Source organism: Shinella yambaruensis, from assembly GCF_022899355.1.
GTDB lineage: Bacteria > Pseudomonadota > Alphaproteobacteria > Rhizobiales > Rhizobiaceae > Shinella > Shinella yambaruensis.
This window is the reverse complement of the sequence record NZ_JALJCK010000026.1, coordinates 1-21944: the sequence shown is the minus strand read 5'-3', so window position 1 is coordinate 21944 and position 21944 is coordinate 1. Positions and strand designations below refer to the sequence as shown.

The 21944-nt window shown below is 63.6% G+C and carries 32 protein-coding genes; 22 read left to right on the top strand and 10 right to left on the bottom strand.

The genetic code is table 11. The features are described from left to right. Positions 1 to 30: 30 nt before the first annotated feature. The 10 genes from MUU56_RS31835 to MUU56_RS31790 all read left to right on the top strand — a co-directional run bounded on the left by MUU56_RS31835 (position 31) and on the right by MUU56_RS31790 (position 4631). Positions 31 to 1311, top strand: a complete 1281-nt coding sequence (locus MUU56_RS31835) for a phage major capsid protein (protein ID WP_245083003.1) — start codon at positions 31 to 33, stop codon at positions 1309 to 1311. A gap of 63 nt (positions 1312 to 1374) precedes the next feature. Then, the gene (locus MUU56_RS31830) at positions 1375 to 1557 is read left to right on the top strand and encodes a hypothetical protein (protein WP_245083001.1); all 183 of its coding nucleotides are present in this window, start codon (positions 1375 to 1377) and stop codon (positions 1555 to 1557) included. Positions 1558 to 1559: 2 nt separating this feature from the next. Further along, positions 1560 to 2108 carry a head-tail connector protein gene (locus MUU56_RS31825; RefSeq protein WP_245082998.1) on the top strand — a complete coding sequence of 183 codons (549 nt, stop codon included), beginning with the start codon at positions 1560 to 1562 and terminating at the stop codon, positions 2106 to 2108. Further along, positions 2108 to 2500, top strand: a complete 393-nt coding sequence (locus MUU56_RS31820; RefSeq protein WP_245082995.1) for a phage head completion protein — start codon at positions 2108 to 2110, stop codon at positions 2498 to 2500. Before MUU56_RS31825 ends, MUU56_RS31820 begins: the two co-directional genes overlap by 1 nt. Then, positions 2500 to 2679 carry a hypothetical protein gene (locus MUU56_RS31815; protein ID WP_245082992.1) on the top strand — a complete coding sequence of 60 codons (180 nt, stop codon included), beginning with the start codon at positions 2500 to 2502 and terminating at the stop codon, positions 2677 to 2679. The genes MUU56_RS31820 and MUU56_RS31815 overlap by 1 nt, the downstream gene beginning before the upstream one ends. Continuing rightward, positions 2676 to 3104, top strand: coding sequence for an HK97-gp10 family putative phage morphogenesis protein (locus MUU56_RS31810; RefSeq protein WP_245082990.1), 429 nt, complete (start codon positions 2676 to 2678; stop codon positions 3102 to 3104). The genes MUU56_RS31815 and MUU56_RS31810 overlap by 4 nt, the downstream gene beginning before the upstream one ends. Beyond that, a complete protein-coding gene (locus tag MUU56_RS31805) occupies positions 3101 to 3490 on the top strand; it encodes a DUF3168 domain-containing protein (protein WP_245082987.1) in 390 nt (129 codons plus the stop codon). The genes MUU56_RS31810 and MUU56_RS31805 overlap by 4 nt, the downstream gene beginning before the upstream one ends. Positions 3491 to 3517: 27 nt before the next feature. Further along, positions 3518 to 3955, top strand: a complete 438-nt coding sequence (locus MUU56_RS31800) for a phage tail tube protein (RefSeq protein WP_245082983.1) — start codon at positions 3518 to 3520, stop codon at positions 3953 to 3955. Further along, on the top strand, positions 3952 to 4431 hold the full coding sequence (locus MUU56_RS31795; RefSeq protein WP_245082980.1) for a gene transfer agent family protein: 480 nt from the start codon (positions 3952 to 3954) through the stop codon (positions 4429 to 4431). The genes MUU56_RS31800 and MUU56_RS31795 overlap by 4 nt, the downstream gene beginning before the upstream one ends. Before the next feature lie 32 nt (positions 4432 to 4463). Continuing rightward, complete coding sequence (locus MUU56_RS31790; protein ID WP_245082977.1) at positions 4464 to 4631, top strand: hypothetical protein; 168 nt, start codon at positions 4464 to 4466, stop codon at positions 4629 to 4631. On the opposite strand, the gene MUU56_RS31785 is transcribed toward MUU56_RS31790, so the two are convergent. Then, positions 4624 to 5259, bottom strand: coding sequence for a hypothetical protein (locus MUU56_RS31785; protein ID WP_245082975.1), 636 nt, complete (start codon positions 5257 to 5259; stop codon positions 4624 to 4626). The two genes, MUU56_RS31790 and MUU56_RS31785, sit on opposite strands and share 8 nt — an antisense overlap. A gap of 37 nt (positions 5260 to 5296) precedes the next feature. Continuing rightward, positions 5297 to 5866, bottom strand: a complete 570-nt coding sequence (locus MUU56_RS31780) for a hypothetical protein (protein ID WP_245082973.1) — start codon at positions 5864 to 5866, stop codon at positions 5297 to 5299. 154 nt (positions 5867 to 6020) lie between these two features. On the opposite strand from MUU56_RS31780, the gene MUU56_RS31775 reads away from it, so the two are divergent. From MUU56_RS31775 to MUU56_RS31720, 12 genes are all read left to right on the top strand, one after another. Continuing rightward, on the top strand, positions 6021 to 9203 hold the full coding sequence (locus MUU56_RS31775; RefSeq protein WP_245082970.1) for a tape measure protein: 3183 nt from the start codon (positions 6021 to 6023) through the stop codon (positions 9201 to 9203). Then, positions 9200 to 9775, top strand: a complete 576-nt coding sequence (locus tag MUU56_RS31770) for a hypothetical protein (RefSeq protein WP_245082968.1) — start codon at positions 9200 to 9202, stop codon at positions 9773 to 9775. Before MUU56_RS31775 ends, MUU56_RS31770 begins: the two co-directional genes overlap by 4 nt. A gap of 2 nt (positions 9776 to 9777) precedes the next feature. Further along, positions 9778 to 10167 (top strand): DUF6950 family protein, encoded by a 390-nt coding sequence (locus MUU56_RS31765; protein ID WP_245082965.1) that lies wholly within the window; start codon positions 9778 to 9780, stop codon positions 10165 to 10167. Next, positions 10167 to 11942 carry a hypothetical protein gene (locus MUU56_RS31760; protein ID WP_245082962.1) on the top strand — a complete coding sequence of 592 codons (1776 nt, stop codon included), beginning with the start codon at positions 10167 to 10169 and terminating at the stop codon, positions 11940 to 11942. Before MUU56_RS31765 ends, MUU56_RS31760 begins: the two co-directional genes overlap by 1 nt. A 10-nt stretch (positions 11943 to 11952) precedes the next feature. Next, a complete protein-coding gene (locus tag MUU56_RS31755; RefSeq protein WP_245082959.1) occupies positions 11953 to 12630 on the top strand; it encodes a hypothetical protein in 678 nt (225 codons plus the stop codon). 17 nt (positions 12631 to 12647) lie between these two features. Continuing rightward, complete coding sequence (locus MUU56_RS31750; RefSeq protein WP_245082956.1) at positions 12648 to 14912, top strand: SGNH/GDSL hydrolase family protein; 2265 nt, start codon at positions 12648 to 12650, stop codon at positions 14910 to 14912. A gap of 80 nt (positions 14913 to 14992) precedes the next feature. Beyond that, positions 14993 to 15790: a lysozyme family protein gene (locus MUU56_RS31745; RefSeq protein ID WP_245082953.1), complete on the top strand. Its 798-nt coding sequence runs from the start codon at positions 14993 to 14995 to the stop codon at positions 15788 to 15790. Continuing rightward, positions 15787 to 16029, top strand: coding sequence for a hypothetical protein (locus MUU56_RS31740; protein ID WP_245083081.1), 243 nt, complete (start codon positions 15787 to 15789; stop codon positions 16027 to 16029). Before MUU56_RS31745 ends, MUU56_RS31740 begins: the two co-directional genes overlap by 4 nt. Next, positions 15932 to 16156, top strand: coding sequence for a hypothetical protein (locus tag MUU56_RS31735; protein ID WP_245083078.1), 225 nt, complete (start codon positions 15932 to 15934; stop codon positions 16154 to 16156). The genes MUU56_RS31740 and MUU56_RS31735 overlap by 98 nt, the downstream gene beginning before the upstream one ends. Then, complete coding sequence (locus MUU56_RS31730) at positions 16149 to 16508, top strand: DUF1515 family protein (protein WP_245082950.1); 360 nt, start codon at positions 16149 to 16151, stop codon at positions 16506 to 16508. The genes MUU56_RS31735 and MUU56_RS31730 overlap by 8 nt, the downstream gene beginning before the upstream one ends. A gap of 120 nt (positions 16509 to 16628) precedes the next feature. Further along, entirely contained in the window at positions 16629 to 16883 is a 255-nt protein-coding gene (locus MUU56_RS31725; protein WP_245082947.1) for a type II toxin-antitoxin system HicA family toxin, read from the top strand. Continuing rightward, positions 16880 to 17212: a type II toxin-antitoxin system HicB family antitoxin gene (locus MUU56_RS31720; RefSeq protein ID WP_245082943.1), complete on the top strand. Its 333-nt coding sequence runs from the start codon at positions 16880 to 16882 to the stop codon at positions 17210 to 17212. Before MUU56_RS31725 ends, MUU56_RS31720 begins: the two co-directional genes overlap by 4 nt. 28 nt (positions 17213 to 17240) lie before the next feature. Here the strand turns inward: MUU56_RS31720 and MUU56_RS31715 are convergent, their stop codons facing one another. The 8 genes from MUU56_RS31715 to MUU56_RS31680 all read right to left on the bottom strand — a co-directional run bounded on the left by MUU56_RS31715 (position 17241) and on the right by MUU56_RS31680 (position 21854). Next, positions 17241 to 17645 (bottom strand): hypothetical protein, encoded by a 405-nt coding sequence (locus tag MUU56_RS31715; protein ID WP_245082940.1) that lies wholly within the window; start codon positions 17643 to 17645, stop codon positions 17241 to 17243. A gap of 53 nt (positions 17646 to 17698) precedes the next feature. Next, positions 17699 to 17995 (bottom strand): hypothetical protein, encoded by a 297-nt coding sequence (locus MUU56_RS31710; protein WP_245082937.1) that lies wholly within the window; start codon positions 17993 to 17995, stop codon positions 17699 to 17701. Further along, positions 17992 to 18666 (bottom strand): ParA family protein, encoded by a 675-nt coding sequence (locus tag MUU56_RS31705; protein WP_245082934.1) that lies wholly within the window; start codon positions 18664 to 18666, stop codon positions 17992 to 17994. Before MUU56_RS31705 ends, MUU56_RS31710 begins: the two co-directional genes overlap by 4 nt. Positions 18667 to 18951: 285 nt before the next feature. Continuing rightward, positions 18952 to 19716, bottom strand: a complete 765-nt coding sequence (locus MUU56_RS31700) for a helix-turn-helix domain-containing protein (protein WP_245082932.1) — start codon at positions 19714 to 19716, stop codon at positions 18952 to 18954. 476 nt (positions 19717 to 20192) lie between these two features. After that, positions 20193 to 21029: a tyrosine-type recombinase/integrase gene (locus MUU56_RS31695; RefSeq protein WP_245082929.1), complete on the bottom strand. Its 837-nt coding sequence runs from the start codon at positions 21027 to 21029 to the stop codon at positions 20193 to 20195. A gap of 12 nt (positions 21030 to 21041) precedes the next feature. After that, positions 21042 to 21404 (bottom strand): hypothetical protein, encoded by a 363-nt coding sequence (locus MUU56_RS31690; protein WP_245082926.1) that lies wholly within the window; start codon positions 21402 to 21404, stop codon positions 21042 to 21044. Continuing rightward, on the bottom strand, positions 21401 to 21658 hold the full coding sequence (locus MUU56_RS31685; RefSeq protein WP_245082923.1) for a hypothetical protein: 258 nt from the start codon (positions 21656 to 21658) through the stop codon (positions 21401 to 21403). The genes MUU56_RS31690 and MUU56_RS31685 overlap by 4 nt, the downstream gene beginning before the upstream one ends. Continuing rightward, complete coding sequence (locus MUU56_RS31680) at positions 21651 to 21854, bottom strand: hypothetical protein (protein ID WP_245082920.1); 204 nt, start codon at positions 21852 to 21854, stop codon at positions 21651 to 21653. Before MUU56_RS31680 ends, MUU56_RS31685 begins: the two co-directional genes overlap by 8 nt. Positions 21855 to 21944 lie beyond the last annotated feature (90 nt).

The following is a 21944-nucleotide window of genomic DNA, read 5'->3' as shown; positions in this document are numbered from 1 at the left end:
GCTTTCGACATTGCTCTCAAGGAGACCATCATGAGCAAGGAACTGATTGAGAAGCGGGAAAAGCTCGTCGTCGACGCCCGCGCTGCGCTGGAAGAGATCAAGAAAAATACCGACGAAGCGCGCGCCGCCGAGCTGGAGCGCCGCCACGACGCCATCATGGCCGAATACGACAAGGTGGACGCGCAGCTCGCCCGCGAAATGCGCATGGCCGACGCCGAGAAGCGTCTTGAAGAGCGCGCGGCGGAAGAGCGGCGCCGCCAGCGCCCGAATCCCGGCGACGGCGAAGCGCGCGGTCAGGACCAGGGCGAGGCGGTTGATTACCGTTCCGCCTTCCATCGCTATGTGCAGGTGGCGGGCGACATGTCCGCCCTGTCGGCGGAAGAGCGCGCCGCCCTGCAGGCCGGCGTGGCACCGCGCGAGGCGCGCATGCAGACAACGAGCGGCGGCGGCGGCGCGGCCGGCGGCTATACGGTTCCGACCGAACTCAGCAACCAGATCATCAAGTCCATGAAGGCCTGGGGCCCGATGTATGACGAGGATATCTGCACGGTCATGACGACGAGCGGCGGCAACCCCATCGACCTTCCGACGATCGACGACACGGGCGTGCCGGTGGCCAAGCATACCGAAGGCGGTGCGGTGACGGACGATGGCGGTTCCGATGCCACCTTCGGCAAGAAAACGCTCAATGCGTTCACCTATGACACCGAATGGGTCAAGTTCTCCTGGGAGCTGGCGCAGGATTCGATTTTCAACTTCGAGAACCTGCTCGGCGACTTGCTCGGCCAGCGTCTCGGCCGCCGTGCCAATACCGAACTGACCATCGGCGACGGCAGCGACGATCCGAACGGCATCGTCACCGCGTCCTCGCTCGGCAAGACCGCCGCCGCCGCCGCCGCGATCACCTGGGATGAGATCATCGACCTTGAGCATTCGGTCGACCCCGCCTACCGGTCGTCGCCGAAGGCCCGCTACATGTTCAACGACGCGACCCTTGCCGCATGCCGCAAGCTGAAGGACGGACAGGGCAACTATCTGTGGCAGATGGGCGACGTGCAGAAGGGTGTTCCGGGCAGCTTCAACGGGCGGCCCTACAGCATCAACCAGGCGATGGATTCCCTCGGCGCCGCCAAGAAAGTCATGCTGTTCGGCGATTTCAGCAAGTATTTCGTCCGCAAGGTCGGCGGCACCGTCCTGTTCGTCGCCCGCGAACGCTTCGCGCCGGATATCGGCCTGCTCGGCCTTATCCGCCTTGATGGCGAGCTCGGCGATACCGCCGCCGTCAAGCACCTCATCACTGCCGCGTCCTAACGCTTCCGCTTTGCAAGGCGGGCCGCTTCGGTGGCCCGCTCTCAAAACGGAAGGAGACCTCCCATGAAGATCAAAATGCTTGTCAGCCTTGCGGGCACGGACTTCTGCCTGTCGCCGCAGGAGGAAACCGAGCGGTTCGACGCCACGGAAGCCGGACGCCTGATCGAGGCCGGCTTTGCTGTTCCGGTCGCCGAAAAGAAAGTCGAGCGCGCCGTCAAGCAGCCGGCGCCGGAAAAGCGCGGCTGACCATGTGGTATCCATCGACCGTCATCGAGGCGCCGACCGTCGAGCCGGTGACGCTGGTTGAGGCAAAGGACCATTGCGGCATCCTGACGGATGAGACGGACTTCGATGCGCAGCTCACCCGGTTGATCAAGACGGCGCGGGCGCATGTCGAGCAGTATTGCAATGCGCGCTGGGCCGAGCAGACGCTCGCCTGTGCTTGCGACGGGTTCGGGGATCTCGCCCGCCTGTCGGAAGGCCCGCTCAAGTCCGTGACTTCGATCGTCTATATCGACGCCGCAGGTGAGGAGCAGCCGCTCCCGGTGGAGGTCTACCAGGCCAACAAGGACGGGCTGGAGCCGTGCATCACGCTCAAGCATGGCCAGGCGTGGCCCGTCATCCAGCGCCGATCGCGCGTCACCGTTACCGCCGTCTTCGGCGGCGGCGCACCGGATGACGTGCGGCATGCCATGCTGCTGCACATCGAAGACAGTTTCATGATGCGCGAGAATGCCGAGCGGGGCGACTGGACAAGCCTTGACGCCCTCTTGTGCAACCATCGGCGGGGGGCGTGATGACCGCGCAGCGTTTCGGGGCCGGACGGCTTCACCATCGCGTCGGCTGGGACCGGCGGGAAAACGCGGCCGATGGGTATGGCGGCACGAAATCCCGTTATGCCGAGCAGTTCGAATGCCTCGCCAGTCTTGTTCCGCTGCGCGGCGGCGAGGGCGTGCTCGCGGCCCGGCTTGTCGGCCGCCAGCCCTTCATTGTGCAGGTGCGGGCCGACAGCCGTACGCGGCTGATTGCGCATGGCTGGCGCATGCGCGAGGTCCGCAAGGGGGAATGGATCGGGTCCGGCGCGGGTCGGCGCTGGTCCGGAACCACATATTTGGTGAAATCAATCACCTTTTCCAAAGACCACTCGCTGTTTCTGGACGTGCTGGTCGAAAGCGAAGGAGCCGTCTGATGCCGTGGGTTCGATTCACCGAGGATTTCGACTGGTGGCCCTCGCCGCAGGTCACGATTGCGTATCGCAAGGACACGGTGATGAACGTCACCCGGCGGTGCGTGGAGGCGGCGAAAGCGGCTGAAAAGGCTGTCGGCACCTCCCGTCCGCGCCCGGAAAAAGGCGAGGCGTCCGCATGAGACTGCAAAAACTCATTGGACTGGAGCGGCTGAAACGCAAGCTTTCGCGCATTCCGGAGGCCGTCAAGCAACGGGCGCAGGCCGATCTTATGGCGGCGGGCCGGGAGATCAACGTTTTGCAGCGCTCGCTTGCTCCCCAGGATGACGGGACGCTGCGCGGCTCGATCCGCACCGAGGCGTTGACGGACGGCACGATCGGGGCCGCCGTCGCCGCCGGCGGCGCGGCGACGACGCGGCCGGTGCGCAGGAGCGAGAAGGGCAATGCGCCCGAATACGATTATGCGCTGGCGCAGGAGCTGGGGACGGAGGAGATGGAGCCGAATCCGTTCTTCTATCCGGCGATCAAGGTGAAGCGGAAAGAGGTGCGCCGTCGCGTTCGGGCCGGCGTGCGGCGCGCTCTCAAGAAAGCGGTCAGCGGACAATGACCAGCCCCGGTCTTCTTCTCCAGGCGGCCTTTGTCGCCATCATCAAGGATCTCGGCACGGCGGCCGGCGATCGCGTCTTCAGCGAAATCTCGGAGAACGCCCACTATCCCTATGTGCAGGTGTGGGGCGGGATCGAGGTTCCGCTTGACGAGGATTGCTTCGACCGGACGGAAACGACCTTGCAGGTCGATGTCTGGGCCGCACCGGAAACCTACCTGGCCGCGAAGGAAATTCCCGGCCAGATCCGTGCCGCGATCCATGAGAAACCGCTCTCCATCCCCGGCCTTGTCGTCGACCGGGTGCGTGTCGAGACCATCGCATGCAGCTCCACGCCGCCCCGATACCGGGGCCGCCTGTCCATCGCCGTGGAAACGCAACCGGCGTAAGCGCCACTCTCCAGAAAGGAAAACGTCATGCCCACAACCAAGCAGCTGCTGATTCAGTTCTCGGACGGTGAGGAGCCCGCGACCTGGGCGCATAACTGCACCATCAACACGACGCGCGAATTCACGATCGAGGCGACGACGACGGACGCGACCGAGCCGAATTGCCCCAATCCGGACGCGCCGGGCTGGGTGCTGCGCGCGGTCGACACGCTTTCGGCCAGCATCAACGGCGCCGGCACGATGGACCCGGTTTCCTACGGCGTCCTGCGCGAAAAGATGCTGTCGGGTGAGGACTTCGACGTGCGGGTCACGCTCGCCGGCCTGACGGCCCTTCTCGGCGGCGGACATTTCGTCGGAAAGTACGTGATGACCTCGCTCGGCCTGGCAAAGGAAGGCAAGGGGCACGTCACCTCGACCGTTGCTTTGCAGAGCAATGGCGAGATCACCTGGGTTCCGGCCGCATGAGCCGGGTCCTCGACCTTCCTTTCGGCGGGGCGAAACGCAAGTTTCGCCTCGGCATCGGCGAATTGCGGGAATTGCAGGATGTCTGCAAGGCCGGGCCGGCGACGGTGCTCGCCCGTCTCGCCTCCTATCAGCCGCAGGCCGAATTCCTGCGGAGGCCCAACCCGGAGGACTTTCAGCTCGGGGCGGGAGACGCGGATTTCCTCGGCGCGCTCAACCTTTTCTCCATGGTGCGCCAGATCGGCGGAGACTGGCGGATCGACGATGTTCGCGAGACCCTGCGCCTCGGTCTCATCGGCGGGGGAATGTCTCCCTCGGAAGCGTATTTCTACATCACGAAATATGTCGACGAGGCGGGAGAGTGGACCGAGAACATCGCCCGCGCGGCGCAGGTCCTCGCGCATGCCTTGCTCGGCGAGCAGGACGATCCGCCAAAAAAAGCGAAAGCCGAGACGACGACGGCGGAGACGGCCGTATAGTCTTCTCGGCGCTCTATGGCTGGGGCGGCATCATGGGGTTTCAACCCTCGATCGTCGACCAAATGTCGCTTTGGGAATTCCGGGCGTGCCAGGCCGGATGGCTGAAGGCGAACGGCGCGGAGGACGAGGCCGAGCCGCCGAGCTGGGAAGAGCATCTTGAGATGGTGCGGAAGGTCAAGGCGATGGGTGAGGTCAGTTGACGCCAGGCCATGTCGGAGGCGTCAAGCTGGTGCCATTCCCCTCGCCTTCCTTCCATGTGATCAACGCTCGCGAATGCTCTTCAAGGCGTTTTACTTTATCGTAAAAGGCCCAAAGCTCGTCGGATTTTTGCTGGTCGCTCGCATCTGCTGCATGCGGGAATGCTTGAAGAAGGTTTTTTTGGAGACGTTCCAGCCTTTTCTGGATAGGGCGCAGTTCAGTCAGTTTGAACTTCTGCGATGCATGCATATCCGACAGTTGAGATTGCGCTTTGGTGAATGTTTCGGGCGCAGCCGAGATAACCTCGGCGGCCCGCACTGCCTCCCTTTCATCGCGTAACTGACGTGTTGATTTATGGGGAGAGTCGCGCCCCTCGATGTCAGCGAGCGCAGATTCAATAGCCTCGGCCTCGCTGCGGTAGCGATCAGAGAAAAACGGCTCATACCTATTCCCTTGATCGGCTAGGCAGTATTTCCAGCCGCCATCGGACGCAAAAATGGTTACGCGCGTGCCATCCACAATTCGCGTTTTGTTTCCGTTCTCCGAAACTTGCCACGTGCTCACGGCACGCGGCCTCCAGAAGAAGCCGATAATGCCGGCGATTATAGCGGCAATGATAACCCACATCATTTGTAGTGACCTTTAGAGCGCGTGAAGAGTGGTCAGTCTATGAGATTTCCAGAACTGCACGTAAGCGCCCGTACCAGGGCATGATGTCTTTCGTCAGTTGGGTGTAGATAAAGCCGCCTTTATCTATCGCCTGCTCATGAAACGCGACAATCTCCACAAAGGGCAATGACGTGTCCTTTGTCATGAGATTAATGGTTATTTTCGAAACCTTTTGCGTTGAAGTGGAGGAGCCGCTTAGTCCGCCGACAATTGCGCCAATCCCGCCAAACGCAATCGCGCCGATCGCGGCGCCGGCGAGCTGACTTCCTCGATTGCTCTTTGTAACCGTGGCCCCATCTTCCGAAATCTCGACTGAGATTAGGTCAGTAAATGGAATAATCTTCCGCTGACTCGACGTTTGAACCGCAATGCGGCTTCTGCCGTAGTCGATGCCTAAAGCATCTCCGGGTGAGAACACTATCGAGTGTTCCGTAAAGCCGTTGGCCCGCATCCATTCGCGTGCTCCGTCACGCATTGATTTCCTTGCGACGGCTCCGATTACCATCAGCAGTATCGTGACGCCCGCGACGACGACTGCTGTCGTGATCAAAATGTCAAAAAAGCTCAAGCGTTAAACCCTCCGCTCTCCGCAATCTCCGATAGCAGGAATTACCATGGCCGTCACCGTAGACGAATTGCGCTCCGTCATGCGTATGGAATTGGGGCCGTACACTCGCGACTTGCAAAGGCTTCACGGTATCAACGCCGCAACGGCGAAGCGCTTGGAGGATACGTGGCGCGGCGTCAATTCCCGGTTCAATCGCCTTGGCGAGAACATGGCGCGCAATATCACCGCGCCGCTCGCCGGAATCGCCACTGCGCTCACCACCAGAGAGGTTGCGCATTATGCGGATGCATGGACCTCGGCAAAGAACAGTCTCGCCGTGGCCGGTGTCACGGGGCAGCGGCAGGTGGCGGTGCTCGATGCGCTTTACGACGCGGCGCAGCGCAATGCCGCGCCGATCGGTGCGCTCGCGAACCTTTATGGCAAGGCCGCGCAGGCGGGCGACGTTCTCGGCGCCAGCCAGGAGGAAATCATCAAGTTTTCCGGCGGCGTTGCCACGGCCCTCCGGGTGGCCGGCACAGGGGCCGGCGCAGCTTCCGGGGCATTAACGCAGCTCGGTCAGTTGCTTGGTTCCACGCGGGTGCAGGCCGAGGAATTCAATTCGGTCAATGAGGGGGCGCGGCCGATCCTGATGGCGGTTGCCGCCGGGCTGGACGAGGCGGGCGGCTCGGTCAGCAAGCTGAAACAGCTCGTCAATGACGGCAAGGTTTCCGGTCGTCAGTTCTTCGACGCGTTCCTCAAGGGGCTGCCGGAAATCGAGAAGATGGCCGCCAATTCCACCCAGACGATCGAACAGGGATGGACGAAGGTTGACAACGCGCTGACGAAATACATCGGCTCGACGGATGAATCGCTCGGGGCCTCTGAGCGTCTGGTTGCCGGCCTCAATGCTCTTGCCGACAATTTCAAGACCGTCGCCGATGGCACGTTGATCCTGGCGGGCGTCATCGCGGGTGCGCTGGTCGGGCGCTCCATGGCGCAGATGCTGGTTTCCCTGGGACTGGGGTCGAAAGCGCTTCTAAATCTTGCAAAGGCAATTGCCGCAGCACGTACCATGGCATCACTCAGCGTTGCCATGGGCGGATTGAGCGCGGCGGCCGGCCCTGTGGGGCTCGTCATCGGCACGGTTCTCACGGGCGCGTTGATTGCCTTCGGCACGCGCTCCGGTGAAGCGAGCAGCGCCGCCGAGACCTATGCCCGCGCCTTGGAGAAGGTCAAGGTAGCGGCCGAAAAGGCCGGGGAGGCGGTGGAGCAGGCGGAGCCTAAATTTGTTGAACGGCAGAAGAACGACCTTTCACAGGGGATTGGTGTCGGGACCGACAAGATCGATGACGCCCGCCGTGCTGTTGTTGAATACCTTCGCGACGTTTCGGCCAACGCGCCCCGGCGGCTTATCTCAGACGCGCAACTCAAGCAGCTTGACGCGCTGGCAAAGGGGCTGGAGAACGGCTCCAAATCGGCGGAAGAGGCCGACGACGCCATTCATGCCCTTGCCAATTCGAACCCTAAATTTCAGACGCTGGCGAAGCAATTCAGGCCGCTAATCGACGAGTTGAAGCGGGCGTTGGGGGCGACGGAACTGCTGAAAAGCGAACTTGCCGACCTCGGCGGCATGGGTGGTGGGCGCGACTGGAACCGCCTCGGTACGGCGATCAGCGAACGCGACAAGAAACGCGACTTCCTCTCGCAGGAAGTCGCCGACGCGCAGCGGACGGAAAACCAGAAGAAGATTGACGCGGAAACCCTCGCCGTCATGAAGCGGGCGGAGGAGGCCGGCGTCAAGCTGACGGAGGCGGCGGCACGGCTCCAGGCGGTCAGCAACCTTGCCGATCGCGATGCCGTGGCGGCGCGCGAGAGAACGGCGTCCTCGGCGGCCGAGGTCATCAAGGGTTTCGAATCCTTCCGGTCCACGCCCTATTGGGATGTCAACGCCTACCGCGTCGGTTATGGCTCGGATACGGTGACGCTCGACGACGGGTCGATCCAGCGCGTCACGCAAGGGATTTCGGTCTCCGTCGCCGACGCGAACCGGGATCTTGAACGGCGCATCGGCGAATTCCAGACGGGAATCCGCCAGCGTATCGGCTCCAGCACATTCGAGGCGATGAGCAGCGATCAGCAGGCGGCCTTGACGTCCATCGCCTACAATTACGGCTCCCTGCCCGACCGGATCGTTGCCGCCATCAAGACCGGCAATGACCAGACGGTCTACCAGGCGATCAAGGGGCTTGGCGGCGACAATGCCGGCATCAACCGGAAGCGCCGCGATGCGGAGGCCGAGATGTATCTCGGCGGCACGTCGCCGATCACGCAAGCCGAGGTGAAGGGGCGGGAGGGCTTCGACGCCCGCTTGCAGGAACAGCGGGCCATGATCGCGGCCTTGCAGGCGGAGACGGCCATTCGTGCCAGCCTCAACCCGCTGGTCGACGACTACGGCCGCGCGATGTCCACCGTGCAGGCGGCGCAATATCTGCTCAATGCCGCCATGCAGGAGGGCACGGCCGCCGGCCGCGAGCTGAAGGACGTGCAGCAGCTGCTGTACGGCGACCTTTCCAGCCTGTCGCCGGCTGCGCGCGAGCAGGCGGAAGCCATGCGCCAGCTTGCGATGGAGACCGGCAATGCGGAAGCGGCCGGCACCCGGCTTTCGGCAGCGCAACAGGATATCCGCCGGTCCGCCGAGGAATGGGCCTCCGTCAGCCGGGATGTGACCAAGGGCTTCATCAAGGACCTGATGGACGGGAAGTCGGCGGCCGAAGCGCTGGCGGGCGCCTTGCAGAAGGTGGCGGACAAGCTGCTGGATGACGTGCTTGACGCGATTTTTCAGGTCAACAGCGCCGGCGGGGGTGGCGGCGGCTTCCTTTCCAGCATCTTCGGCGGGCTGTTCGGCGGGGGCTTCAATCCCATCGGAAAGGTCGGCCTCTTTTCGGCGGGCGGCTATACCGGGCATGGCGGCAAATATGCGCCGGCCGGCGTCGTGCACAAGGGCGAATACGTCTTCGACCAGGAATCCGTACGGGCGGCGGGCGGACCCTCCGCGCTCGACGACGTGCGGCGGCGCCTGCGCGGATATTCCGGCGGCGGGTCTGTCGGCGACATGATCAATCCGCGCATTCCCATGCCGAAGATGCCGGCGATCCCGCAGGTCGGGGCCGCGAGCGGCATGAAGGTCGAGTTTGTGTCCCGTTTCGACGCGGACGGCAACTTCGAAAGCAAGGTGGAGCGGATATCGACCGGCGTTGCGGATCGGCGCGCGGCCGCGCATGTCAAGCATTATGACCGGACACGCGCCGGGCAGACGGCTGTCGATGCGATGCACAGCTACCAGGAGCGGCGCGGATGAACTTCTCGGAAGCTGCCAAAATCCAGATGGCGGGCGGGACGGTGCGTGCCGCCCTGCTGCTCGAGCTCCAGTTCACCTCCGGCAATGAATGGCTTTGGGAGGGCGGGGGTCCTATCAAAACGCTCGACGGCCGGACGTGGGAGGGCACCGGCGGGCTTGGAAGCATTGAAGGCATTTCCCAGGCCGTCAACGGCGTGGCGCCGGAGGTTCGGTTCCGGCTTTCGGGCGTCGATGCCGATTTCGCGGCCAAGGCGAAGGGCGAGACGGAGGAATATCTCTATCGCCCGGCGCTCATCTACATCCAGTTCTTCGACGAGGCCTGGCAGCCGCTCGACAATCCGTATTCCCTCATGTTCGTTCGCATGACGGGGCTGGCGCCGAGTTTCGAAAGCACGGACGCGGGCCGGGTCTATGAGGTCGCTGTCACGGCCGAGACGCCCTTCGCGGTGCGCCGGCGGGCGCCTTACGGCTACCTGACCGACCGGGACCAGCAGCTCCGGCATCCTGGGGACAGGGGGCTGGAGCGGGTTGCCGGGATCGACAACAAGAACATCATCTGGCCCGCCGTCTGACCATGCCCGACATTGCCGCCTTTCTCGCCTCGCTCGCCCGCGAGCCGTTCTGCTATGGCCGGACCGATTGCGCGCTCGTGCTCGGGCGGTGGTGGGCGGAGAACCATGGATGCGACCCGGCGGCGCATCTCATCGCGACCTACCACGACGGGGACGCCTGCGGCGCGGTGCTGGCGAAGCACGGCGGCTTGCTGCGCCTGGTCCGTGATCTCTGCCGTACGGTCGGAGCCCGCCGGACTGCCAACCCCAAGCCCGGCGACATCGCCGTTGTCCGCTTCGGGAACGCGCATTTCGGCGCGATCCGCACGATCAGCGGCAAGTGGGCGATCAAGTGCACGGACGGCCTCACCATCACCACCAGGTGCCGTCCCCTGATGATCTGGAGTATCTGATGCCTCAAGCCATTGTCGGATTCCTGTTCACGCCGGCATTCGCGGCGAGCTTCGCCGGCTCGCTCCTCACGAGCGCCGTCGGCCTCGGCCTGTCCATGGGCCTGCAATTCATCGCGCAGGAGCTTTTCGGGCAGAAGCAGCGGAAACCAGAGGATATTCAGGGGCTTTTCCGGCAAAGCGTCGGACCGCGCAGCCGGCATTACGGGCGCGTCAAGGTGGGCGGTTACGTCGTCTTTATCGAGACCAAGAACGGCAGCTTGTACCAGCTCATCGTGCACGGGCAGGGGCCGATTACCGGCTATCACGAGACCTATATCGATAATCGGCTCGTGGAGCTTCAGTCCGGCTATGCGGGCGGCGTCGTCACGCCGCCGTACAATCCCGGCAGTCAGATCATCGACACGCATTTCGGGTGGCCGGGGGTCTCGGGCTGGGGACGCCTGAACACGGACTTCCCATCGATCTGGAGCCCGGCCCACAAGCTTGAAGGGTTGGCCGCATCGCTGCTCTACACGGCGTCGGTGGACCAGGACGATATCACGAAGGTTTACCCGAACCGCATACCGCTCCTGCATCGCGTGATCGACGGCGCGGGGTGCTACGATCCGAGGTCCGGCACGTCGCCGTGGACGCGCAACGCGGCGCTCATCATGCGGGACTACCTGACGCATCCTGATGGGATGCAGATTCCTGGATGGCTGATCGACGAGGCATCCTTCGCGACGGCGGCGAATGTCTGTGACGAGGCGGTTCCGATCAAGGGCGGCGGGACCATACCGCGCTATGCCATCGGGTTGACCTACAGCTTTGACGAGGAACCGCGCGCCGTCCTCAGCCGTATCATCAATGCCTGCGACGGGCGGCTCTATATCACGTCGGCCGGCAAGGTCGGGTTCGATGCCGGCAAGTGGGTGGCGCCCGTCGTCACGATCTCCGACGCGGACGGCCATATCATTTCGGCCAGCCTGCGGGACAGCTCGGGGCCGTTCCGCGAAACCAACGAAGTCATCGTCAAATTCACTCACGTTGAGGTCGGTTACAAGGAAGCAACGTCCGACCCCTGGCGCGACGAGGCGTCAATCTCGCAGCTCGGCGAGGTTCGTTCGAACGTCCTGAATGCCTACGAGATCCAGCACCACAACCACGCGCGGCGGATTGCGAAGATCGTCCAGAAGCGCGCCTCGCCGCGCTGGCAAGGCTCGATCACCTGCACGCTCCATGCCCTCAATGCCTGGGACCAACGATGGATCAACCTTGTGCTGCCGGATTATGAGATCGACGGCACCTTTGAAATCCTCGGCACGCCCGCGCTCGATACCGAGAGCATGACGGTGACGCTGCAAGTCGCCTCTTTCGAGGCTTCCACCTACGATTTCAACGCGACCCTGGAAGAGGGAACGGGGCCGACCGTGCCGGAGGCCCTGGTGGAAGAGACGATACCGGTTCCCACCGGCGTCTGGACCAATACGCCGCAACGCGACCTGGGCGATATCGATTATGAGACGCCGGAAGGGTGGGAGAAGACGCCGATGCGCGTCTACGTCGCCGCCATCCATTGGGACCCGGCGCCACGCGGCGGGCTGCAAGCGGATGCTCAATATTCGTTGAACGGCGGCGTTGACTGGCTCGGCATGGCCGTGGCGGACGGCGGCCGAGATGCGGAGACCGGACCGATGAACCGGGGCGTCGTCATCAAGCAGCGCGTGCGCTGGAGAACCGTGGGCGGCGCGGTATCCGACTGGGTGAACGGCGCCGACGTAACGATTCCGGGCTGATGAGGGTAGCATGGTGGATGTGATTGCATTGGACCCGGTGCTCAAGCTGCGGCGCTGTGATCCAGAGTTGCGCAATTCGACACGCGGCGGCCCGACGACGCGATACGGTCGCGGGCAGCGCGTGTTCTCGGATGCGGGTTACTGGCACGTCAAGATCGAGATGGTGATCAATTCACCGGCGCGGTCGCGGGCCTACAGGGCGCTTGCGGCGCACCTGCGGGCCGGCGGGGCCGTCGATCTGCCGATTTGCGCGGGCTACCGGCCGGAGGGCGCGGACGAAAGCGTATCCTGGGTCAAGATCGGCGCCAATGCCGCCCTGCGCGCCACCGAGCTTGAACTTGACGTGGAAGGCGTGACGGTCGCGGCCGGCGATTACTACACGGTCAACAACAGCCTGTACCTCGTGCGCAAGGTGCTGGCCTCGCCGGCGATCGATCCGACGCTCAGCCCCTGGGTTCGCGACAGCCCGTGGAACGACACACGGCTGTGGACGGACGGCGAGGACCCGACCGCGAGCTATACCGTCTCCGTCCTGCCGCCGATCCGCGAGGCCATGCTCAATGGCTGGACCGTCGAGGCGCGCAATCCGCGCCTGCGCTGCGAGCTGGCCGACATCAGCGACGGCGACCTCTCTCTCAACTTGCTGCGCTTCGGCACCGCAACTCTGACTCTCCGCGAAACCCTCTAAAATTTCAGGAGCCAACCATGGCAATTGCACCTCTCGTCCTGAACGAGAGCGGCCCGTCGTCGCGCTCGAAGCTCAACACGGTCATCGATCGCGCGAATGAGGTCGAGACCGCGAGGCAGGGCGAATCGACGCTTGCCGCCAACCTGACGGCGATGAAGACGACGACGTCAGTGGCCATATCGGAATACGGATCGTCCGGCCTGGTGGTTGCACGCAACGGCACGAGCTGGAAGCTCGCGTGGTCGGGCGTCATTGGCGTAATGGCCGGGAACCTTGTCAGCGTGGCAGCGCTGCCGACCACGGTCCTGGCGCCGACCGAGGGCCTGTATGTGGATGTCACGGCTCCCGGTCCCTACAGCGCGGTCAAGGCGTTTTTCTCATCGATCATCCGCGCGGACATTGCCGCCGGCCGGAAGCTCAATCTGCTTTTCAACTCGTCGAACGGCACGCTCTCCGGCATGCTGGCCGACAACGTCCGCGCGGCATTCGACAGCAAGGCGACCAACTCCGGCAAGCCCTATCCGCTTGCCCAGCGGACACGAAACGGCATTACCTCGGCGTCGCCTGCCGGTGCGTGGCGGGATGCGCTGCTTGATGTTCGCGTCGAGGGCGCGATCGAGGGCGAGGTCTACCATATCGGATATTACGAGAACGGCGTCTCCGGCTCACCAGGCGAAGGCTGGATCATACAGGCGTTTCAGGCGAGCACCATGGCCGGCGCGAACTCGCCGATCAACCTCGTGACCCGATCCAATCAGCAAACGCCGATCGTGCGGGGCGCGGGTATTCAGACGATCCGGATTGTCCCGCCTGCCCGCCAGGACATGGCGTTCGTGCTCACCGTCAATCCCGATGCGTTGCCGGCCAGCGGCACGGCTGTGGATTCCTCGTCCTCCAGCGCCAACGACGGTTGGTCCTGGGTCATCGACCCTGCCTGCTACACGGCTACACCCGCCGATCCCGGATTGATCGCCGAGCTTGCGGCAACGGCCAACATCGTCCCCAATCCCCGCCTTGCAGTAGACGGTACGCCACCGGTCCTCACGTCCGCGGCGGTCATTGCGGCTGCGGAGACGCCGCTTGCGGATCACGGTATCGAGCGCGCTTACGAGATCGGGACCGGCGGCGCGGCGTTTTTCGAGCGCATCGGCATCCCCTTTGACGCGCTTGCGCGCGTGGCGCACGTCTCCGCCTACGTCTGGTCAGCCACCGGAACCGACTGGCCCTCGCTGGTGCAGCTGCACCGCTTCGCAGGCGGGGTGTCGCAGGGGGTCGTCAATCTGGCGACGGCCGAGCAGCTCTCCGCCAACCTACGGCGTCTCTTCGTCACGACGACGGTTCCTGCCGGCGTCGAAGACAACGAGTTTCGCCTCGGCGTGCCCGGAGGCGGCCTTGTCAGCGGTGCGCGGGCACAGGTCGGCGGGTTTCAGGGGCTGCTCGTCTCGCGGCCGGTCTCCGCTTCTCGTGTGCCTCGCGACCGTTGGTCGGACCAGTACAAGGGCAGTAACCTCGCCGCTGCACTGAAGCGGGCCAATCCGATGATTGGCAAACGTATCGCCATAATCGGTGACTCGATTGTCCAGAACTATGGCATTCCGGCGCTGATCGCCGAGCGCCTGGGTTGCGAGGTCGTCAATCTCGGCTTCGGGGGCGCGCGCATGGTGTGGGACAATCGCACATCCGGTACGCTCTATATGTACAAAAAGTGGTTTTCGGCGACCGCTCTGGCCGATGCCGTGGAAAGCGGCGACTGGTCCAATCAGATCGCGGCGGCGGAAGACCTCTACAATGATCCCGGACGTGGTTCGACCGACGATTTCCGGGCGGCGGCATTGCTCATGTCGACCATGGATTGGACCAAGATCGATGCCATCCTCGTCATGATGGGCACGAACGACTACGGCGGGGGAATCGTGATCGGTGATGATCTTGACACCGATCCGACCCATTTTCTGCCCGCCACGAAGAACGTCATCGCGAAATTCAGCGCCGCGCTGCCCAAAACGCGGCTGCTCTTCGCCCCGCCGATGTGGCGGGGTCCGCGCGCCAGCCATGGTGACAGCAACATCAACAACAACGGCACGCACTGGATGCACGAGTATCAGGACACGATCATCGATCGGGCCGCCTATTCGCAAATCCCGATCGTGCCGGTGCACAAAGAGGTCGGCATCAACGTCGACAACACGCTTGCCCTCATGACTGACGATCTGCACCCGGGCGCTGATGGCGCGCCCAGGATCGTCGCAACCTTGTCAGGCGGAATTCGGCGCCTGTTCTGACCGCCTCCTGTCGCGCGGCGTGCGACGATATTTGACCGCGCAGACGGTGTTTTTTCACGCATCCTGAAAGGAAACGAGCCATGGACAAGTACCATGTCTACCGGCCTATGCTTGACCTCATCGGCTTCACGGAGGGGACCGACAAGGGGGACGGCTATAATGAGACGCTGGCCTATGGCGCCTTCACCGATGGCAACGTCAATCTGGTGTCGATGACGCTCAAGGATCTCGACGCGCTCCAGACGAAGATGCTGCAGCATCCGAAGAACAAGCTTCGCTCCTCGGCGTGCGGTCGCTACCAGATCGTCCGCACCACGGCGCGGGACATAAGGGAAAGGCTCCCGGGCCGGTATCCGCTGTCCCGCCGGTTCGATGCGGCGTGCCAGGATGAGATGGCGTGCTATCTGCTCGGCGTTCGCGGCATCGACAAATATCTTGCCGGCCGCCTTTCGGAAGACGCGCTCATCGACAATCTTGCGCGGGAGTGGGCTTCGTTGCCGACCGTGGGCGGCAAGGGCTTCTACGATGGGCAGCATGCCGCCGTGCGGACGGCAAGGGTTCGCGACGTGCTCGCGGAGGTCCGGCGCCGGCACAAGGCGGGCCAGCCGGTCGAGCGGGTTGAGGTACCCGTTCCCGTCGACAAGCCTGTCGTTCCGGAGACGGTCGAGCAGAAGGTCAAGGAGAAATCGAACCGGTGGACCTGGCTGACGGGCGGCGGCGGTCTCGGCACGATCGGGCTCGGCTGGCTGTCGGGCATGGACTGGCGGGCCATCGCCGCCGGCGGCGTCGTGCTCGTCGTGGTGCTGCTCGTACTGATCCTTCTGCGCAGCCAGATCATCGCGGCCGTGCGCCAGATCAGGGCGGAGGTCGGGTCGTGATCGCCTGGCCCAAGGTCATCATGGGCGTTGCGATCGCGGGCGCCCTGATCTGGCTTTATGCCGAGATCCGGGCGGGCGGCGCGCGGGATATCACCTCGAAGTTCGAAAGGCGGAACAATGACGCACGCAACGCGGCTGACGATGCTCGCAGCGCTTATGACCGGTGCCTTGACGGCGGCGGGTTGTGGAACTTCGGCGCCGGCCGATGTGACGGGCCTGCGCCGCGTCGTGGGGACTGATCTCGTCGGGGCGCGCGGCGCAACGGCGGGAGATCAACGGAAGATCGATCGCACCGTGGTCGCTCTTTGCGCTGCCGGCGTGTGGAGCCGGCCGGATTGCGAACAGCATGGGGGCGCCGGTGGCTGACGCATCCTTGCATCAACAGATGGGCGAGTTGATCGCCTCACAGCGGGCCATTCTGGAGGACCTTCGCCGGATCGAGGACAAGATACAGCGATCCGACGACAAGTCCGATGAAAGCCGGGCGAAGATGCACCGGCGGATCGATGACGCCGTTGGCGCCGTTGGCGAGGTGAAGGCGACGGTTGCGGGGCTGGAAAAGGACGTGAAGGAAATGAAGCCTGTCACCGACGATGTGCGGCGCTGGAAGCTGATGGGGATCGGCGCCCTCGGCATGATGGGGATCGGCGGCGTTGCGCTCGGCGTTTCCTTCGCGGACGCCCTCAAAAGGATCGCCGGTCTGTTGATCGGACGGTAGCGCCAGGCTTTGGATGCGGGACAAGGGGCGGCTTTTGGCTGCCCCTTTTTTTATGCTCATTCGGCCGGCCATGGCCGTTCACCGCTTTACAATGGTACTGATATTTGGTACTAAAACCATATGAAAAAGCGCCACCACACCACGTTGATCTCCATCTTCTCCCGGCCTGTCAGCGGCTCGATCCGCTGGGCCGATATCGAAGCGCTCTTCGTGGCGCTCGGGGCGGAGATCAGCGAGCGGGAAGGCTCCCGCGTCGGCGTCTTCCTCTTCGGCGAGGTGCGGGTTTTCCACCGCCCGCATCCCTCGCCGGACACGGACAAGGGCGCGGTGGCGAGTATCCGCAAGTGGCTGGACGAACACGGGGTGAGACCATGAAGAACGTTATCGAAATCGCCGGGGAAAAGGCCGTCGTGACCTTCGATCCGGAAATCCAGATGCTGCGCGGCGAATTCCTCGGCCTGAACGGCGGCGCGGACTTTTATGCCGAAAGCGTGCAGGAACTGGTGGAGGAAGGGCGCAAGTCCCTCGCCGTCTTCCTTGAGATGTGCCGGGAAAAGGGTATCGAGCCGCGCCGGAGCTTTTCGGGCAAGTTCAATGTCCGGCTCGATCCTTCCGACCATGCGGCGGCCGTCATCGCGGCGGCGGCGGCCGGCAAGAGCCTTAATGAATGGGTGGCGGCTGCAATCAAGGATGCGGCGGCGTAGCGGGCCGGCGGGATTGCCGCCCCCTGCCCTACCAGCCGAACTTTGCGCCGCGCGCCTTGAGGTCTGCTATTCTCCGCGCGACGGCAGCGGGGCGCGGCCCGGTGGCTGCACAGCCCTCATCGTACCAGTTCTCCACCGCCCTGGCGGCTTGCCATGCCTCGTCTTCCCATCCGTATTGAGGCATCGGGCGTTTAAATTCCCACCAGCACGAGCATCCGCCGCTCCAGGAAAACTTGCCGGAGAAACGGCTTGTCCGGTCGCGCGAGACGCGGCCGATGAAGAGGCCGTCGTGATAGGCGGACCAGTCTTCCTTGTCCTGCTCAGGCCGGGTCAGCCGCCATTGATATTTGCGCTTCCAAGGGGTCTGAGACATGGCTCGATAGATGGTCCTCCGCTCTTCCGCGATCAAGGACCGACAGAAAAGGCGGCTCATCGGCCGCCTTTTTTTGCGTCATGGAATGACGTGCGTTAACGCGGATGCGTCAATCACACTTTCGCCCGGTCCATTAGTTCCTTCAGCGCCTCCGGATAGCTCAGGCGGTTCTCCATGGCGAAGGAGACGAACCGGTTATAGGTAGAGATCGGCGGGCGAATGTTGAGGTTCGCGGAGGGCTCCGCCTCCTTGCGGCGGACGATCTTCTGCACCGGCTCGCGAGAAACAAAGCCATGCCGGGCGGCCACCTCGTCGATCGCGCTGTCGGGGACTTTAGGCTCGGGCTCGGCATCCGGCTTGATGCTGGCAAGCTTGCTGGAAAATCCAAGGTTTTTCCCGGGGCTGCTCATGCTGCGATTTCCTTTTCGGTGACGAGATTTATCAGCTCTTCGGTGAGGCGAAAGGCATTGTCCCGCGCCTGCGGCAGGCCGTTGACATCGCCCGGATCCAGTTCCTGCAAGTCGAGCTGATGGTAAAACATGCTCTTGAAGGCCGCCCGTTCGTTCAAGGCCGTCGCAAAATGCGGGATATCGCCGCCCTTGAGCTGGGCGAGGATCGCCTTTTCGAGCTTGGTCGGGATCGCCTGCGAGGTGCGCGTGAACAGCACGCGGTACGGTATCGTCTTGTCGAAGGACTCGCCTTCATCCTTGATGAGATGGACGGCGCGGGCGGCCAGCTCGGCGTCTGTCGGGCTCGCCTGAATGGGGATGATGACGAGATGGGCGCGGAAGAGCGCGCGGGACATGAGGCGGCTTGCGGTCCCTTCCAGATCCACGAACACAAACTGTTGCTCGCGGCGGTGCCTGTCGAGCTTTTCCTTGAAGCTCTCCTCATCCGTGGCGCTGTCGACGACAAGCGGGTTTTTCGACCCCCCTGCCCTCCAGCCGGCGATGGGCTGGTTTCTGTCGCAGTCCAGGACGGTGACGCTGGCGCCCTGGCTGGCGAGCGTGGTGGCGAGCACGAGCGTCGTCGTCGACTTGCCCGCGCCGCCTTTGGGATTGGCAACGGCGATGACCGGCATGTTTGACCTCTTTCGGTTGCAAGGACGCAGTAGCGTCAAGATGCACGTCAATTCCTTATAATGCCTTAACATGCTTCATGCTGCGCGCAAAAGCACGCGCGTTAACGTTGACGCATTTGCGTTAACGCTGCAAGCGGAAAGATTGCCATGTTTGAATCCGCTCTTCACGAACGAATCCCTCAAGCGGGGCAGGCGGCCTGCCACACATCTTTTTCCAGAGCAAGAAAAGGTTTCCGCTTGCGCGATTTTTGCTGTTTTCATGGTGAGGGTGCCGCCGGCCCGCACTTAATGCGGGCCGGAACCGCCGCAGGGGCGCGTTAGCGACCCGAACAGCGGCGTCCGCTCTTCCTTATATATAGATTCAGGCCCGGATTCAGTCCGTTCAACGGACTCGCGTTTCTTCAACATGTTGAGGCGGAAACGGGTGAGGGAATCCCGCATGCGCGTGTCCTCGATCGACGACAATACGTCCTCGATCGAAAGCGATGCGCTGTAGGCTTCCAGGGCGGCGGCGCGCTCGGCCGTGGCCTGTTCGCGATCCTCCGGCAGGGGCGGGGCCTCGCCGTAGCGGCCGAGGCAGGCGCGGGCCTTCGCCGGCATGGCCAGCCGGTAGGCATTGCTCGCCTGGCGCACCTGGGGGCCTTTGCTGCCCTCGTTGTCGGTCGGGACGAACCGGCGGAGCCAATCGACAAAGCCATGGTCTCGCAGCGCCTTCAGGGCGCGCACCACGGCATCGCGCGAGCGCCGGAGCTTGCGCATCATCGTATCGAGTGACGGCTCCAGGCGGCCGGTGCGGTAGTCTACCAGGTTGGCCAGCAGCTCCAGCACTTCCAGCGCCACGGCACCGAGCGGACCGGTGCGCTTGCCGGGCGGTTTCATTGCGATCTCATAGCGCCTGGCCGCAAGCACGATCTGGCGCGTATCGCGCCGCGTCGTGCCGCGCCAGATGGTCGCCTCGCATTGGCCGGCCGGCTTGCTTTGGCGGTGGATGGGCGCGTGGGTGCGCCTGCCGGTGAGGCCTGTCATCACCGTGCCGAGTGCTGCAAACATGGTCCTTCGTCCCCTCTCAATGGGGAGGGCGTGACGAGAGGCAAAAAATCAGCGTTCCCGCGCAAGCATGCTCTTGCGGGTTCGCCGGCTCTGAACTATGTTGAGACCCAGTTTCTCGGTGGGTTGGTCTCAAAACAGCTTGCCAATCATCCAAAAACCCTGCCTCGCCAAAGGCGGGGTTTTTCGTTTTATGCCCTCGTTATCTCATTCATCCTCGCTGTGACCTCCGGCGCGCGCTGCGCCGAACGTCCTTTCTATCCTGATTCGCCGCCGCTGCGGCGATCCGGGCACGCTAGCACGATTCTCCGCCGTGCCGGTCCGGCGGCTCCCGGCTTCCCCTGTGGCGATTTCGCGGGGTTCGGGAGCCGTTCCGAGCGTGTTGTCACGACGCGCGATAAGGCAAGCTTATCCGTCGTTTCTGGCGGCGGATGCGGCGTGCGCTTTGCGGCTCCGCTGCCTTGCAATCCGCTCGGCCGTCATATGTCTGTCCGGTATTCGTAGTGGCTGAGCCGGTCGGCGACGACGCGCCCGGCGTTGGGATGGGCGCGGGCATAGACGCCGAGAAACACGGCGGAGCTGCGCCAGCCGCCCGCATGCATCACGGTCTTGATGTCCAGCCCGAGTTCCAGCGTGTTGTTCGCGAAGCTGTGACGGCCGCAGGTGTGGCTTGGCTTGTAGGAGATGCCGGCGCGCTCGCACGCCTTCCTGATCCTGGCATTGACGCTCTGCCGGCAGCGATAGCCGAAGACGCGATCGTCGAGCGCGGCGCCCTCCTGTAGCGCGGCAAGCCGGTCCACCATCTCGTCGGTCAGCGTGCGCGGGGAATTGGTGTCCGTCTTCGTCTTGACGAGAAGGATGCTCCGGCGGCGGAGATCGACCTCGCGCCAGCGCAGATTGATGGCCTCGGTCACGCGCGCGCCAGTCGTCGCCATGAGCAGGACAAGGGCGGCGAGCTGGGGCTTGCCCTCGATCATGCATTGCCGGGCGAAGGCGTGCAGCCATGTCGGGGAGGCGGGCTCCCGCCGCTTCGGCGTATCTTCCCGAAACCGGCGCAGGCGCATCGGGCCGCACCAGCCGCGCTCATAGGCGTGGATCATCACGGCGCGGGCCGGGGCGAGGGCTTGCCGGTTCAAGGTGGCGTTGGAGCGGCCGGGATAGAGCGCCTTCGCCATCTGGCGGAGATCGAAGGGGAAGACTTCGGCAAGGGGCCTGTCGCCGAAATACTCGACGATGCGGGGGAGATAGCGCGCCTCGCCGCCGTTCTCGATATGGCTGGCGGCCGCCTCGGCGAAGGTATGGGACTTATCGGCCATGTCTGCTCTCTCTCAATTCTTTTTCGACATGTCTGCTTGAGCGCCTAGGCGCTCTTCCGCCTTCTGGAAGTAGATTTCTTTCAGGCGGTCATTCGGGATGAATTCCGGGAGAAGATCTGCGCGGCCGCCAAGGGCTTCGAATTCCGCGAAGGGGAAGGGGACCCAGCTCAACGGGTCTTTTCCCTCGTGCCACTCTGGGTAGCCGAAGGCATAAGGCTTTTCGCATTCCTCGCAATGGTTCGGTCCAAAACGGACGATCGTCGCCAGGCCGCCGCACCACGGGCAACAGGCGCCGTTGGCGAAGCACGTGATCGGCAAAGGAAGCCGGCGCACAGCTTTCCAAAACTCTTCATCCCGTTTGTCGCGATCATTCATTCGGCTTGCGCGTTGCTATTCGTGGTTATGGAGGCGATATGCAGCCGGATCTCGTTGGGAAGGCCGCCCATGAACTCGATTGAGCACGTCGGCGCGATGAATGCGCCGTTGCCGATGGCCTCGGCCGCATCTGAGATGATCTGGCGGAGTGCCGCATTTTCTGCCGCCGCTTCCGCCACGCCTCGGTCATAGCCTTTTTGATAGGACGCGCGTGAGGCATCCCATGCCTGAGCCTTGTCGACGTGATCACTCATCGGCTTGGCCTTTCAAGAGTTTGGCGGATTTGGCATAGGACAAGGCAGCTTCTTCAGCGCTAATCTCCACCAGCCGCTCAAGCGAATAACCCGTCTCCTTCGAGGCGTGCTGCAGCCACATGACCGCATCGGCGCTGATGAGCGCATTCACAGACGCCTGACCTTTAAGCGGGCCGTCCTTGTAGATCTCGGTCACGATTGGCCTCCGCTCGTTTCTCTGGGGGACGGTTTCAACCAGACGGTGACTACCATCCCGGGGTGGCCGGCGCGGATCTCCCAGTGGACG

What these genes read in the sequence shown, in the direction of transcription:
- MUU56_RS31835 (WP_245083003.1), top strand. Translation starts at nt 31, where the DNA reads ATGAGCAAGGAACTGATTGAGAAGCGGGAAAAGCTCGTCGTCGACGCC.
- MUU56_RS31830 (WP_245083001.1), top strand. Translation starts at nt 1,375, where the DNA reads ATGAAGATCAAAATGCTTGTCAGCCTTGCGGGCACGGACTTCTGCCTG.
- MUU56_RS31825 (WP_245082998.1), top strand. Translation starts at nt 1,560, where the DNA reads ATGTGGTATCCATCGACCGTCATCGAGGCGCCGACCGTCGAGCCGGTG.
- MUU56_RS31820 (WP_245082995.1), top strand. Translation starts at nt 2,108, where the DNA reads ATGACCGCGCAGCGTTTCGGGGCCGGACGGCTTCACCATCGCGTCGGC.
- MUU56_RS31815 (WP_245082992.1), top strand. Translation starts at nt 2,500, where the DNA reads ATGCCGTGGGTTCGATTCACCGAGGATTTCGACTGGTGGCCCTCGCCG.
- MUU56_RS31810 (WP_245082990.1), top strand. Translation starts at nt 2,676, where the DNA reads ATGAGACTGCAAAAACTCATTGGACTGGAGCGGCTGAAACGCAAGCTT.
- MUU56_RS31805 (WP_245082987.1), top strand. Translation starts at nt 3,101, where the DNA reads ATGACCAGCCCCGGTCTTCTTCTCCAGGCGGCCTTTGTCGCCATCATC.
- MUU56_RS31800 (WP_245082983.1), top strand. Translation starts at nt 3,518, where the DNA reads ATGCCCACAACCAAGCAGCTGCTGATTCAGTTCTCGGACGGTGAGGAG.
- MUU56_RS31795 (WP_245082980.1), top strand. Translation starts at nt 3,952, where the DNA reads ATGAGCCGGGTCCTCGACCTTCCTTTCGGCGGGGCGAAACGCAAGTTT.
- MUU56_RS31790 (WP_245082977.1), top strand. Translation starts at nt 4,464, where the DNA reads ATGGGGTTTCAACCCTCGATCGTCGACCAAATGTCGCTTTGGGAATTC.
- MUU56_RS31785 (WP_245082975.1), bottom strand. Translation starts at nt 5,259, where the DNA reads ATGATGTGGGTTATCATTGCCGCTATAATCGCCGGCATTATCGGCTTC.
- MUU56_RS31770 (WP_245082968.1), top strand. Translation starts at nt 9,200, where the DNA reads ATGAACTTCTCGGAAGCTGCCAAAATCCAGATGGCGGGCGGGACGGTG.
- MUU56_RS31765 (WP_245082965.1), top strand. Translation starts at nt 9,778, where the DNA reads ATGCCCGACATTGCCGCCTTTCTCGCCTCGCTCGCCCGCGAGCCGTTC.
- MUU56_RS31760 (WP_245082962.1), top strand. Translation starts at nt 10,167, where the DNA reads ATGCCTCAAGCCATTGTCGGATTCCTGTTCACGCCGGCATTCGCGGCG.
- MUU56_RS31755 (WP_245082959.1), top strand. Translation starts at nt 11,953, where the DNA reads ATGGTGGATGTGATTGCATTGGACCCGGTGCTCAAGCTGCGGCGCTGT.
- MUU56_RS31750 (WP_245082956.1), top strand. Translation starts at nt 12,648, where the DNA reads ATGGCAATTGCACCTCTCGTCCTGAACGAGAGCGGCCCGTCGTCGCGC.
- MUU56_RS31745 (WP_245082953.1), top strand. Translation starts at nt 14,993, where the DNA reads ATGGACAAGTACCATGTCTACCGGCCTATGCTTGACCTCATCGGCTTC.
- MUU56_RS31735 (WP_245083078.1), top strand. Translation starts at nt 15,932, where the DNA reads ATGCTCGCAGCGCTTATGACCGGTGCCTTGACGGCGGCGGGTTGTGGA.
- MUU56_RS31725 (WP_245082947.1), top strand. Translation starts at nt 16,629, where the DNA reads ATGAAAAAGCGCCACCACACCACGTTGATCTCCATCTTCTCCCGGCCT.
- MUU56_RS31720 (WP_245082943.1), top strand. Translation starts at nt 16,880, where the DNA reads ATGAAGAACGTTATCGAAATCGCCGGGGAAAAGGCCGTCGTGACCTTC.
- MUU56_RS31715 (WP_245082940.1), bottom strand. Translation starts at nt 17,645, where the DNA reads ATGAGCCGCCTTTTCTGTCGGTCCTTGATCGCGGAAGAGCGGAGGACC.
- MUU56_RS31710 (WP_245082937.1), bottom strand. Translation starts at nt 17,995, where the DNA reads ATGAGCAGCCCCGGGAAAAACCTTGGATTTTCCAGCAAGCTTGCCAGC.
- MUU56_RS31705 (WP_245082934.1), bottom strand. Translation starts at nt 18,666, where the DNA reads ATGCCGGTCATCGCCGTTGCCAATCCCAAAGGCGGCGCGGGCAAGTCG.
- MUU56_RS31700 (WP_245082932.1), bottom strand. Translation starts at nt 19,716, where the DNA reads ATGTTTGCAGCACTCGGCACGGTGATGACAGGCCTCACCGGCAGGCGC.
- MUU56_RS31695 (WP_245082929.1), bottom strand. Translation starts at nt 21,029, where the DNA reads ATGGCCGATAAGTCCCATACCTTCGCCGAGGCGGCCGCCAGCCATATC.
- MUU56_RS31690 (WP_245082926.1), bottom strand. Translation starts at nt 21,404, where the DNA reads ATGAATGATCGCGACAAACGGGATGAAGAGTTTTGGAAAGCTGTGCGC.
- MUU56_RS31685 (WP_245082923.1), bottom strand. Translation starts at nt 21,658, where the DNA reads ATGAGTGATCACGTCGACAAGGCTCAGGCATGGGATGCCTCACGCGCG.